Origin of the sequence: Hyunsoonleella jejuensis, from assembly GCF_900111025.1 — a bacterium.
Classification (GTDB): Bacteria; Bacteroidota; Bacteroidia; order Flavobacteriales; family Flavobacteriaceae; genus Jejuia; species Jejuia jejuensis.
In genome coordinates this window covers 1,029,930-1,043,305 of the sequence record NZ_FOFN01000001.1, presented here as the reverse complement: position 1 = coordinate 1,043,305, position 13,376 = coordinate 1,029,930, and the positions used below count along the sequence as shown (strand labels likewise).

Below are 13,376 nucleotides of genomic sequence, written 5' to 3'. Positions count from 1 at the left end.
TTATTCACACTTAATTTATAAAAATGTAATCTACTCAAATAGCGTGGACGACAAATATCGGTCTCCTCTATCGCAAATAATAGCAACAATTACACCTTCATCTATAGCTTCTGCTGTTTTTAATGCACAATACATAGAACCGCCACTACTCATACCAGCGAATACACCTTCTTCCTTTGCCAACTTTATAGTAGTCGATTTTGCATCTTCTTCTGACACATCTATAACAGTATCTACCCGAGAACGGTCGAAAAATTTTGGCACATACTCTGGTGACCATTTTCGTATTCCAGGAATTTTAGCACCATCTGCAGGTTGAGCTCCAACTATTTGAATATTTTGATTTTTTTCTTTTAAAAATCGAGATGTCCCCATTATGGTCCCAGTTGTGCCCATAGTGGCCACAAAATGTGTAATTTGCCCTTCTGTATCTCGCCATATTTCTGGCCCGGTAGTTTTATAATGCGCCTTCCAGTTATCGTCGTTTTCAAACTGATTTAAAAGAAAATACCCCTTTTCATCTCGTAACTTAAACGCTAAATCGCGCGACCCTTCAATACCAATGTCCGCAGGCGTTAAAATAACCTCAGCTCCATAAGCGCGCATGGTTTTAACACGTTCTTCAGTAGAGTTCTCAGGCATAATCAACACCATATTTAAGCCTAAAAGTTTTGAAATAAATGCCAAAGCAATCCCTGTATTGCCACTCGTTGCTTCAACCAAGGTACCGTCTTTCTTAATATCGCCTCGCTTTAAGGCCTCATTAATCATATTAAAAGCAGGTCGGTCTTTCACACTACCTCCTGGGTTATTACCTTCTAACTTTAAAAACAAACGCACACCCTTTTTCTTCAAAAGATGTGTAGCTTCCACTAAAGGCGTATTTCCTATCTGACCAATTATACTATTTTCGAATGCCATTCTTTTTCGGTCTTATTTTAATTTCTGTTTGATAGGTTACCAAAGAATTTTCTGGTACCGATTGCGTAATCCAAACGTTTGCACCAATGGTACTATTTGCACCTATTACTATATCTCCTCCCAAAATTGTAGCGTTCGCATATATGCATACGCCATCTTCAATAGTAGGATGACGCTTGGTTTTCGCTAAGCTTTTTGCGACTGAAATACCTCCTAAAGTTACCCCTTGATAAATTTTTACATCTTTACCAATAATTGATGTTTCACCAATTACGATACCTGTTCCGTGATCTATATAAAATGATTCTCCAATGGTAGCTCCTGGATGAATATCTATACCAGTAATCCCGTGGATATATTCACTCATCATTCTAGGAAGAATATAAACGTCGCGCTTATACAAAGCGTGACTTAGCCTATAAATAGATATTGCGTGAAACCCAGGGTATGCCATATAAATCTCCTCTAAACAATGCGAGGCAGGATCGTTTTTTTCAAAGGCAATCGCGTCTAAATCTAGCTTTTTCCTAATTTCCGGCAATTCTCTTTTAAAGCTTTCCCAGATTTCAGTACCATTTTCAATCTCCAACGAGGATAAAATCTTTAGAAATGTATCCTTAAGATAGTCCCCATGTTCCTCTTCCTGCTCACAGTCAAACAATGAATAAAATAGGCGTTTTGTAAATGTTTTAACTGTATCCTTTAAGCAAACGTTATAACTTTTCATCATTAAACAAAAATACCTACAAGGTTTTAAAAACCTTGCAGGAATATTAAATTTATTTTTAAAGGTTTAGATTTTGAAAAACCAAATAGGGTTTAATTCATCTAATTAATAGCCTGTACTACTGCTTTTGGAGCTTCTTTTCTAGAGCCATCAAAACCATCAATACCACTTACAGTAGTATATTTTAATACTAATCTTTTTCCTGGATTGATAATTCTATATGCCGCTTGACACATTAATGTGGCTTCATGAAATCCGCAAAGAATTAACTTTAACTTCTCTGGATAAGTGTTCACATCACCAATAGCAAAAATACCATCAATATTAGTTTGATAGTTTCTAGAGTTATCCACTTTAATAGCATTCTTTTCAATCTCTAAACCCCAATTTGCAATTGGCCCTAATTTAGGAGACAACCCGAAAAGTGGAATAAAATGATCGGTTTTAATATCAAAACTCTCGCCTTCTTTAGTAACAGTAACAGCTTCAATCTTTCCGTCACCATGTAATGCTGTAACTTCCGCAGGAGTAATTAGCTTAATTTTACCTTCTTTTGTTAATTCCCCTACTTTTTCAACTGAATCTAATGCACCTCTAAACTCATTTCTTCTGTGAATCAAGGTAACTTCTGCAGCCACATCGGCTAAAAAGATACTCCAATCTAATGCAGAATCTCCACCACCAGAAATTACCACACGCTTGTCTCTATAAACTTCTGGATCTTTAATCATGTATTCCACACCACGGTCCTCATAGTCTGCTAAACCGTCAATTGCAGGCTTACGTGGCTCAAAAGAACCTAAACCTCCAGCAATAGCTAAAATTGGGGCTTGGTGTTTTGTGCCTTTATTAGTGGTAACAATAAAAGAACCATCTTCTTGCTTTTCTATAGTTTCAGCACGTTCACCTAAGGTAAAACCAGGCTCAAATTGCTTACCTTGCTCTAATAAATTTCTGGTTAAATCTCCCGCTAAAATTTCTGGGAAACCTGGAATATCATAAATAGGTTTCTTTGGGTAAATTTCTGAACATTGCCCACCTGGTTGTGGTAATGCGTCAATTAAATGACATTTTAACTTTAATAACCCTGCTTCAAAAACAGTGAATAAACCTGTTGGTCCTGCTCCTATGATAAGTATATCAGTCTTAATCATGTTATGATTCTTTTTTCTCTATTAATCCTTTGGTGAATTCGTTAAGCTTTTCCACTTTTTCTTCGAAATCACCTTTTATTGTTTTTCTGTACTCGTTTAAATTCTTTACTAGATCATCTACGTTTTCTGGAATTACATCCTCAAAAAACTGACGCAGACGTTTTGCTGTTGTTGGCGATTTTCCATTTGTTGAAATCGCAACTTTCACATTACCCTTAGTTACAATGCCGCCCATATAAAAATCGCAATACGGCGGATTATCAGCAACATTTACCAATTTTGCTTCAGCACGACAATCTTTCCATACCTGAACATTAACTTCAGGAACATCAGTCGTTGCTACTACCATATGCTTGCCAATTAAATACTTTTTTTTATAAACATCTTCAACCAATGTTACACAACCTGTTTTGGCAAGTGTTTTAGTGCCTTCACGAAACATCGGCGATACCATCGTTACATGAGCATCTGGACTCGATTTTAATAAGAACGTTAATTTTTCTTCCGCTACATTACCTCCTCCAACAATCAGTACGTTTAAGCTTTTAGCTTTTAAAAAAATCGGATATAAATTATTGCGTTCCATAATTTATTCACTTACAACTTCGGTATATATTGAATTGAGTGTAGCCCTTTCTTTTACAACATCACCAATAATTATAATCGCTGGATTTGCTAATTCCTTTTCCTCAACAATCTTTTCGATGGTGCTAATTGTACCAATACCCACATTCTCATTCTCTCTTGTACCGTTCTGAATAATGGCTATAGCAGTATTCTGTTTATTTTCCTTAGAAAAAATCTTAACGATTTCAGACAGCTTACCCATACCCATTAAAATCACAATAGTAGCTGTTGATTTTGCAGCCAAAGCCACATCTGTTGATAGTTTATGCTGCTTCGTTGTTCCTGTTATTACCCAGAAACTTTCAGATGCGCCACGCTTAGTTAAAGGAATACCTTGGTATGCAGGAACCGCCGCTGATGATGAGATTCCAGGAACTACAAAAGTTTCTAAACCAAACTGCCTTACATAATCAATCTCTTCAGCACCACGACCAAAAATAAATGGATCTCCACCTTTTAAACGCACCACATGCCCTTTTTCTTTGGCTTTTGAAACAATGAGTTCATTAATTTGTTCTTGCTGAAACGCATAACAGCCCTTACGCTTCCCTACAAAAATAAGTTCTGCATCATCAGCAGCATATTTTAGCAAAGATTCGTTGATAAGTGCATCGAATAAAATAACATTTGCAGATTTTATAGCCTTAATAGCTTTTAAGGTTATTAAATCTTCGTCTCCAGGACCTGCACCTACAACAGTTAACTTTGGGCTTTTAATACTCATAACTATATATTAAACTGCCTTTTTTTCTAGTTGTGTTTGAGCTTCTCTATACGCTCTCACCTTGCCTAAAAACTGATTTGCGCTTTCAATATATGTTGAAGCAAAATCAACAGTTGGTGCAAATTTATTAATTTGATATATCAATTCTGAAAAAGAAACACCTAAATCAATTCTTCCACTTTCAACAAATAGCGCATCAAACTGAGAAATGATACCCGCATGCGTATTTGTTTTCTTGTTTTCAGCTAATAATAACGCTTTCGCAGAATTCACTAGAGAGCTGTAAGCATGATAAATAGCACTTGAATACACTTTATTATCGAAAGACTCTTTGGCATTTTCAATCTTCTCTTCGCTTTCTAAAAACAAGGTTGCTATCAAATCAATTACAACACCAGCACATTCACCAATACCAATTTCTTTTACATACTTTTCTTCTTCTCCCCAATCAATAAAATCGGCTTGCGTTAAATTAGTAGCATCTTGTAAATCGTTTAAGAAATCGTAAAAATATTTTTCTCCTTTTTCTTTATAGTAATCTACAAATTTTTTTCCGTTAGCATTAGCTTCAAAATCATTCAGAATTCTACGCAATGCTTCAGGTCCTCTTTTGCTTGGTACTTTTACAACCTTATCCGCAAATGCTCCGTTACCATCACCTAAATTTCCTCCTCCTAACAATACTTGTAATGCTGGTGCAACCAATTTATCTGGCGTACGCACTGTCATCCCTTGAAAACCAATATTTGCCATGTTATGCTGTCCACAAGCATTCATACACCCACTAATTTTAATCACCAAATCTTCGTTCTTCAAATATTGTGGATATTCGGCTTTAAGCAAACGCTCTAACTCTACAGAAATCCCTGTACTACTTGCTATACCTAAATTACATGTATCTGTACCGGGACATGCTGTGATATCAATAGCCTTATTATACCCAGCTTCTACAAAGCCTAACTTTTCTAATTCAGTATAGAAAAATGGCACCAATTCCTTTTTTACAAAAGGAATTACAATGTTTTGACGTAAAGATAAACGAATCTCGCCTGCAGCATAGTGCTCTACTAAATCGGCTAACAACCTCGCTTTATCAGTATAAAAATCACCTAACAACACTTTGATACCTATAGCTACATAACCTTCCTGCTTTTGTGGAATTAAGTTAGTAGATTTCCAAGTTTCAAAAGCTTGTTTATCTTTAATAGACACTTCTGGAATTTCAGCAACTTCAATTGGTGTTGACGCTTTATAAGCACCTGCATCAATGGCAACAGATTTGAATTCTATAGCATTTTGTTCTGCATCAACCAATGCCTTGAAGGCGTCTAGACCGATATCTTTAATTAAGAATTTCATTCTCGCTTTAGCACGACTTTTACGCTCGCCATGACGATCAAAAATTCTTAAAACACCTTCCATTACTGGAATAATTTTATCGGTTTCTAGAAAATCATACAACACATCAGCATGACGTGGTTGCGAGCCTAAACCTCCTCCAATCATCACTTTGAATCCACGAACGCCGTCTTTAATTTTTGCAATAAAACCTAAATCATGCATGTATGATAATCCTGTATCTTCATCAGAAGACGAGAATGATACCTTAAATTTACGTCCCATTTCTTGACAAATTGGGTTACGTAAGAAGAATTTAAATAATGCATCGGCATATGGCGAAACATCAAATGGTTCATTTGGATCGATCCCAGCAGTTTCAGACGCTGTTACGTTTCTCACTGTATTTCCGCAAGCTTCGCGAAGCGTTACGTCATCACGCTCAAGTTCTGACCAAAGCTCTGGTGTTCTATTTAAATCTACATAATGAATTTGAATGTCTTGGCGTGTAGTAATATGCAATCTCCCTCTAGAATATTCATCAGAAACATCTGAAATTCTGCGTAATTGGTTGCTTTTTACTTTTCCGTAAGGTAATTTAATCCGAATCATTTGCACGCCTTCTTGACGCTGACCGTAAACCCCACGTGCTAAACGTAAGCTTCTAAATTTTTCTTCATCTATTTTTCCATTATGAAAAAGCTCTATTTTATTCGCTAATTCGATAATATCTCTTTCAACAACTGGATTTTCAATTTCCGTTCTAAAACTCTGCATTTTCTTTTTTATTGGATGAACCCAGCACCAACTGTGTTGTTAGACTGTGTATCGATTATAATGAACGACCCGTTAGTTCTATGGTTTTTGAACTGATCGTAAAAAATAGGTTTGTTTAACTTGAAGGTCACCGAAGCAATATCATTAATTCCTAAACCTGTAACATCTTTTTCAAAACCTGAATAGTCTGGGTGAATTTTATGATTAATGCGGTCTATTTTTGCCAGCACTTTGTTAACACCATGCTGAACAACGTATTTATTGCCTGGTCTTAACTCATCGGTATCCATCCAACATACATTTGCAGTAAACTGCTTATCGATAGTTGGCAAGTCTCCTTCCTTAACGATCATATCGCCACGACTTACATTGATATCATTTTCTAAAGTTATGGTTACCGAAGAACGTCTAGAAGCCGTTTCGTACTTTTCATCATAAAAATAAATATCCTTAATTTTTGAGCGCGTTTTTGACGGTAATACAATAATATCGTCGCCTACGCTTAAATCACCACCATAAACTTTACCAGCATATCCTCTAAAATCGTGGTAATCTTCAGTTTTTGGGCGAATAACATATTGTACTGGAAAACGCGGTGTACCTACATTAAAAATATCGGCTTTATCTAGTTGTTCTAAATGCTCCAATAAGGCTTCTCCTGTGTACCAAGGCATATTATCAGAACGATTCACCACATTATCACCTTTTAAAGCACTAACCGGGATGAATGAAATTTTTTGATCTTGATAATCTCGCTTTTTCATCAATTCTTCAAAATCAGCTTTAATTTTGTTATAAACATCTTCCGAATAATCTACCAAGTCCATTTTATTAATGGCCACAACAACATCTTTAATCCTCAACAAATTATTTATGAAAAAATGGCGATTGGTTTGCTCGATAACCCCTTTTCTAGCATCAATTAAAATAATAGACGCTTGGGAAGTTGAAGCTCCTGTTACCATGTTTCTCGTATATTCTACATGTCCTGGCGTATCTGCAATAATGTAGCTTTTATTCTTTGTTGAAAAATAAATATGCGCTACATCTATAGTAATACCCTGTTCTCTTTCGGCAACTAAACCATCTGTAGCTAAGGAAAAATCTAAATAATCGTACCCACGTTGCTTACTTGTTTTTTCTATGGCTTCTAACTTATCTGTAGTTAAGGATTTTGTATCATAAAGAATACGACCAATTAAGGTGCTTTTTCCATCATCTACACTTCCTGCTGTTGCTATTTTTAATACTTCCATTTTTATTTGGCTGTTGGCTATTTGCTATTTGCTGTTAGCCCATTTAATATTCATTTTATTGTTTGCTAAAGGCTACAAACCAAAAGCTAAAGGCAAAATTTTCAAAAGAAAATTTTAAAAATACCCCTGTTGTTTACGTTTTTCCATTGCTGCCTCAGAGCGTTTATCATCAATACGGGCACCACGTTCTGAAATTGAAGAATCCCTAATTTCCTCAACCACTTTTGTAATTGTTGCTGCTTCAGACAATACCGCTGCAGTGCAACTCATATCACCTACAGTTCTAAAACGCACCATTTCTTCAATTACTTCCTCCTCTTCATCTCTGTAAACCACACCGTCTTCGGCAGACCAGATCAATCCATCTCTCAAAAACACTTTGCGTTTATGAGCAAAATAAATGGATGGGATTTCAATATTTTCTTTTTCGATATAAGACCAAACGTCAAGCTCTGTCCAGTTAGAAATAGGGAATACACGAACATTCTGCCCATGGTCAATTTCACCATTCAACATATCAAACAATTCCGGACGTTGGTTTTTCTCATCCCATTGTCCAAAATCATCACGCACGGAAAAAATACGCTCTTTTGCTCTTGCTTTTTCCTCATCACGTCTGGCTCCTCCAATACATGCATCGAATTTAAACTCCTCAATAGCATCTAAAAGTGTTGTGGTTTGCAACATGTTTCTACTGGCATAACGACCGGACTCTTCTTTCACTTTTCCTTGGTCGATAGAATCTTGAACGTTTCTTACAATTAGTTCTAAACCCAATTCTTGTACCAAACGATCTCTAAAATCAATGGTCTCAGGGAAGTTGTGTCCTGTGTCAATATGCATTAAGGGAAAAGGTACTTTTGCAGGATAGAATGCTTTTACCGCAAGTCTTACCAAAGTAATTGAATCTTTTCCTCCTGAGAATAACAACACTGGTTTTTCAAACTGTGCTGCTACTTCTCTCATGATGTAAATCGCTTCATTTTCAAGCGAATTGATATGTGATGTATCTTTCTTCATAATATCTTATTTAAGCGTGTAAACCACACTCTCTATTTTCTAATGCTTTAGTTGGGTCGAAATATTTAAACTCGTTCGGTAAATTATTTTCCTCTAAATAAGTATCTAATTTTTCATCAGACCAGTAATAAAATGGACTCACTTTTAATACGCCATCTTTACTTAAACTAAAAATACCAATGCTGTTTCTAAAAGCAGTTTGCCCTTGACGCAAGTTTGTGAACCATACGTTTGGTTTATGCTCATCCATAGCCCTTTTAAAAGGTTCTAGCTTAACTTGCTCTGTAAATAAAGCATGCTCTGGAGCATCAATACTAGGAATTCCCATAACCACATCTCTGTGTGCAGATGTTTGTTTTGGTACATATAAAGACACATTTAAGTTTAAATCTTTAATAACTTGTTCTGCGTGCTTATAAGTTTGTGGTGTATTATAACCAGTATCACACCAAACTACAGGTATTTGAGATTCAATAGCACTTACCGCATGAAGGATTGCAGCTTCATAAGGTCTAAAGTTTGTAGTTACTACTGCTTTATTATTAAGTTCAAAAGCCTTATGAATAATTTCTGAAGGCGAAGCTTCTTTATACGCCTCGTTTAATTCTTTTATTTGTTCTTCCGTAAACATTGTTCTATCCGTTTATTTTCCCCATTTAATAACATTCCAAATACGCTCGTGGAAGAAGTACAAAATCAATTTTGTAATAAAATCTACAGAAGCTATTGAGGCCGCAAGAGATATTCTTCCTGTTAAAATATAAGAAACCACTAGAGTATCTAAAGTACCTACAACGCGCCAACTCAAAGCTTTGGCTACACTACGTATCGGTTTTTCACCAACACTGTCTTCTTTGTAAGTGGACTTTTCTTTACTCTTTAATAACATTTGCGCAATCATTTGTCGTTATATTATATTAATCCTATCAATTTAGTAGGGATTACAAAAGTAATATTTTTTTTCAGTCTACAAACTGTGAAACTTATTTTTTAGAATAATGATGCATTTCGACGATAAATCGAAGAAAACTTATTAAGTTCTTGGTAAAATTTAAGAATTTGTTAATGGCTAAACCTGAGATAAATCAGCCAATGTAGTATTTCTGAACACTTTAAGTGTACTGTCCCTAACTTCAATCATTAGTTTATGCACACTACATTTGTGCTCGTCAGGGCAATCATCACACTTCTCGTAATAGTTTAGGCTTACACAAGGTACCATAGCAATAGGCCCCTCCAAAACTCGCATTACGTCAGTCATTTTTATTTCAGAAGGTTCATTTCTCAAATAGTAACCGCCATGTTTTCCTTTTTTAGAACCTAAGACACCCGCTTTTCGAAGTGTTAACAAGATGCTTTCTAAAAATTTCTGGGGAATTTGCTCATTCTTGGCTATTGCACTTACTTGAACGGGAACATCGTCCCCACTTCTTGCAATAAAGGCTAAAGCCTTTAGTCCATATTTTGTTTTTTTAGAAAGCATATTGCTAATATATATAAATTATATTTTCAATGTAGCCTCAAAAACAGTAATTGCTGTTCCTTTAATTTCCACATTATAATCTTTAAGCGCAACATTTAAAACACCACCTCGTTCAGAAATTTGATGAGACACCATTTCAGTTTTGCCTAATCTATTTGCCCACAAAGGTGTTAAGGCACAATGCGCTGATCCCGTAACTGGATCTTCATTAATTCCTGCCTGTGGTACAAAACAACGCACTACAAAATCTACATTCTCAATTTTTCCTTCGGATGTCACCATGAGATGCCCAAGTCCATTAGCCTTTAAAGCTTCAAAATTAGGATTGCAATTTTCAATATCTTTTTGATGTTCAGCAACTGCAACAACCCAATTGTCATCACTTTTGTAAAACGCAACGGGTTCAAAACCTAAATATGATTTGAAGTTTATAGGAGTTTCAGCCTTGGATAAGCGATATTGCGGAAATGTCATAGAGATAAAATCTCCATCCTTAGTAATTTCCAGTTTTCCTCCTTTTGCATTAAAATGAATACTATCTTCAGAAGATACAATTCCCATTTCATACATGATATGCGCCGAAGCCAAAGTAGCATGCCCACATAAAGCAATTTCAACCGTTGGGGTAAAAAACCTTATATCATAACCTGAGTTATTTGGTGCAACAAAAGCCGTTTCGGATAAGTTCATTTCTGCAGCCATATTTTGCATCCATTCCTCTGAAGGTAAGGTGTCTAAAATCATAACCCCTGCAGGGTTTCCTTTAAATGCTGCATCTGTAAACGCATCTACTTGGTATATCGTTTTGTTATCTATCAAATCTGTTTACTTATTTTTTGGTGTTTTTTTAAATAAAAATTAATTAGTTGTATGTGATTTTTCTAAAGCATAAAACGTAACTTGAGCATAATCGTCAGCATCTCCAGAGTTATTCAAATGGTATAAACCTGCTTTGAAATACATATATTGTCCTCCCACGTTAAATCCGCTATTCACCATATTTATGGTTTTGACAACGTTATCTTTTGCTTCTCTCATAATGATTACAGTCAAAATATCTCCAACAACTTTTATCCTATAACTAAATTTTTCATTTAGTGCAATTCCATCAGAAGGATTTGATGCGCTATTACTTCTTGAACCTATCATTTCATGCCATTGTTCATCTCCATTACCGTCAGTGGGCTCGTGAGCAAAATAAATTGCCCCTAATTCATTGTCCTTTAGCTTTCTATAATACAAACGAATGGGCTCATCACTATTGGCGTGAATTTGACCTATAACAACGCGACCAATATGACTACTACTACCTGTTGTAGTCACATGATTTATTGAAAGTGTGGCGTTCATTTCTCCATCATAACCCGCAGCAGCATTTTTATCAGCTTCGGGGGCAGTACCAAAAACCCAGTTGTTCTTATTTACACCTTGCGTACTTATACTTGTATTAGTACCTCGTAACATTTCACGCAGTTCTACTCTTACATAACTTGTATTTGCAGAAGTTTTAAAGCCATCTACTGGACATTTAAACACCATGCCGCCATCATCACCAGTATAAAAATAGTTACTGTTTTCATAATTATTATTAATCTGGCTAACGGTAATTGTAGTTGCTGTACCATTCCCTTTATCTTCTGGAATGCTTAAATTCCAAGTAGATAAATCAAAATTTTCTGAAGGTGCTTTATTTGCATCTAATCCTCCTGTATTTGCCTCTTTTCCCGCCTGGGTAATGGTTAAATCTCTTGCTACATCTCCGCCTATAACACTAATTATTCCGGTACGTTTAATTTCTGTTGGGTTTGAAGACACAGTGATATTTATAGTCCCATTATTCGTTCCATTGGTGGGAGTAAGGGTAATCCAATCATTGTTATTTGCAGTATACCAATATAAATTAGCAGTTACTGTAAGTGATTTTGTTTCTTGATTTGAAGAAAATTCAGAAACTGAAGATAAACTCAATTCTATAGCCTTCTCTTCTTCATTTGAATCTTCTGAACTACAACTAGTAATTGATATAAAAATTAGAAGTGTAAAAATAACTCTTATTGGTTTCATAGCATGTTTTTTACAAAAATAGCACTTAACTCTTAAATTGGTTAACCAATTTAAGAAATTCTTTGTAAAACATTGAAAAACTTGCTATTTACCTATAAAAATTAAGACAAAGCTTGCTCAATATCAGCTATAATATCATCAATATGCTCCAGTCCTAAAGAACAGCGCACCATACCATCGGTAATACCTGCAGCAGCTTTAACTTCTGCTTCAACTTTGGCATGTGTAGTACTTGCAGGATGCGTTACAATAGTTCTTGTATCACCTAAGTTTGCCGATAGCGAGCACATTTCAATGGCGTCCAGAAACAACCTACCACCTTCCAATCCGCCTTCAACTTCAAAAGCTACAATGTTGCCTCCTAAGCGCATTTGTTTTTTGGCGATGTCGTATTTTGGGTGCGTCTTTAAAAACGGATATTTCACCCATTTTACTTTAGGATGCGCTTCTAAAAACTCTGCTAACTTTAACGCATTTTCGCAATGTTTCTCAACACGGACTGCCAAGGTCTCTAAAGATTTGGACAATACCCATGCGTTAAATGGACTCATAGAAGGTCCTGTTAGTCTCGAGAATAAATATATTTCTCTTATCAACTCTTTTCGTCCAACAGTAACGCCACCAAGAACACGTCCTTGTCCGTCCATCAATTTAGTTGCGGAATGAATTACCAAATCTGCGCCAAATTTTATCGGGTTTTGTAAATATGGGGTCGCAAAGCAATTATCAATTACCAATAACAGATTATGCTTTTTGCAAATGGTACTTAAATATTCTAAATCCAAAACATCGACTCCTGGATTGGTTGGCGTTTCAGCGTAAATAAATTTGGTGTTTGGTTGAATTAAATCCTCTATCGTTTCAACTTCATCCATATTAAAATACGAACATTCAATATTCCATTTTGGGAAATACTTAGTAAATAGCCCGTGCGTAGCCCCAAACACCGAACTACAAGACACCACATGGTCGCCCGCATCCAACAAAGTGGCGAATGTAGAAAACACCGCAGCCATACCACTTGCAAACGCAAAACCTGCTTCCGCACCTTCCATTTCGCACACTTTATCTACAAACTCGTTTACGTTTGGGTTGCTGTAGCGGCTGTATAAATCGCGTTGTTTTTCCTCCGCAAAAGAGGCGCGCATTTCTTCGGCATCATCGAATACAAACCCCGAAGTTAAATATAACGGTACCGAATGCTCAGAAAACTGCGTGGTTGCACTTTGTGTTCTAATGGCTTCTGTTTCGAATTGTTTTTTCTTACTCATGTTTATTTTTTATA

The 13,376-nt window shown here is 35.9% G+C and carries 14 protein-coding genes; all 14 read right to left on the bottom strand.

Going from position 1 to position 13,376, the window contains the following annotated elements:
• Window positions 1-30: 30 nt before the first annotated feature.
• A complete protein-coding gene (gene cysM, locus BMY39_RS04500; RefSeq protein WP_092576068.1) occupies window positions 31-921 on the bottom strand; it encodes a cysteine synthase CysM in 891 nt (296 codons plus the stop codon).
• Entirely contained in the window at window positions 905-1,651 is a 747-nt protein-coding gene (gene epsC / locus BMY39_RS04495; protein WP_245738165.1) for a serine O-acetyltransferase EpsC, read from the bottom strand. The genes cysM and epsC overlap by 17 nt, the downstream gene beginning before the upstream one ends.
• Window positions 1,652-1,749: 98 nt before the next feature.
• Window positions 1,750-2,802: an NAD(P)/FAD-dependent oxidoreductase gene (locus BMY39_RS04490; RefSeq protein ID WP_092576064.1), complete on the bottom strand. Its 1,053-nt coding sequence runs from the start codon at window positions 2,800-2,802 to the stop codon at window positions 1,750-1,752.
• Between the two features lies 1 nt (window position 2,803).
• A complete protein-coding gene (locus tag BMY39_RS04485; RefSeq protein ID WP_092576061.1) occupies window positions 2,804-3,388 on the bottom strand; it encodes a precorrin-2 dehydrogenase/sirohydrochlorin ferrochelatase family protein in 585 nt (194 codons plus the stop codon).
• A gap of 3 nt (window positions 3,389-3,391) precedes the next feature.
• Window positions 3,392-4,153: a uroporphyrinogen-III C-methyltransferase gene (gene cobA, locus BMY39_RS04480; protein WP_092576058.1), complete on the bottom strand. Its 762-nt coding sequence runs from the start codon at window positions 4,151-4,153 to the stop codon at window positions 3,392-3,394.
• A gap of 9 nt (window positions 4,154-4,162) precedes the next feature.
• The gene (locus tag BMY39_RS04475) at window positions 4,163-6,268 is read right to left on the bottom strand and encodes a HEPN domain-containing protein (RefSeq protein ID WP_092576055.1); all 2,106 of its coding nucleotides are present in this window, start codon (window positions 6,266-6,268) and stop codon (window positions 4,163-4,165) included.
• Between the two features lie 8 nt (window positions 6,269-6,276).
• On the bottom strand, window positions 6,277-7,524 hold the full coding sequence (locus BMY39_RS04470) for a sulfate adenylyltransferase subunit 1 (RefSeq protein WP_092576053.1): 1,248 nt from the start codon (window positions 7,522-7,524) through the stop codon (window positions 6,277-6,279).
• 114 nt (window positions 7,525-7,638) lie between these two features.
• Window positions 7,639-8,544, bottom strand: a complete 906-nt coding sequence (cysD, locus tag BMY39_RS04465; protein WP_092576050.1) for a sulfate adenylyltransferase subunit CysD — start codon at window positions 8,542-8,544, stop codon at window positions 7,639-7,641.
• Window positions 8,545-8,554: 10 nt separating this feature from the next.
• Complete coding sequence (locus BMY39_RS04460) at window positions 8,555-9,175, bottom strand: phosphoadenosine phosphosulfate reductase domain-containing protein (RefSeq protein WP_092576046.1); 621 nt, start codon at window positions 9,173-9,175, stop codon at window positions 8,555-8,557.
• Window positions 9,176-9,187: 12 nt separating this feature from the next.
• Window positions 9,188-9,433 (bottom strand): DUF2061 domain-containing protein, encoded by a 246-nt coding sequence (locus BMY39_RS04455; protein WP_394333959.1) that lies wholly within the window; start codon window positions 9,431-9,433, stop codon window positions 9,188-9,190.
• 180 nt (window positions 9,434-9,613) lie between these two features.
• On the bottom strand, window positions 9,614-10,027 hold the full coding sequence (locus BMY39_RS04450) for an RrF2 family transcriptional regulator (RefSeq protein WP_092576040.1): 414 nt from the start codon (window positions 10,025-10,027) through the stop codon (window positions 9,614-9,616).
• 18 nt (window positions 10,028-10,045) lie between these two features.
• Window positions 10,046-10,846: a PhzF family phenazine biosynthesis protein gene (locus BMY39_RS04445; RefSeq protein WP_092576037.1), complete on the bottom strand. Its 801-nt coding sequence runs from the start codon at window positions 10,844-10,846 to the stop codon at window positions 10,046-10,048.
• A gap of 39 nt (window positions 10,847-10,885) precedes the next feature.
• Entirely contained in the window at window positions 10,886-12,091 is a 1,206-nt protein-coding gene (locus BMY39_RS04440; protein WP_092576034.1) for a polysaccharide lyase family 7 protein, read from the bottom strand.
• 101 nt (window positions 12,092-12,192) lie between these two features.
• Window positions 12,193-13,362 (bottom strand): trans-sulfuration enzyme family protein, encoded by a 1,170-nt coding sequence (locus BMY39_RS04435; protein WP_092576031.1) that lies wholly within the window; start codon window positions 13,360-13,362, stop codon window positions 12,193-12,195.
• Window positions 13,363-13,376: the final 14 nt, after the last annotated feature.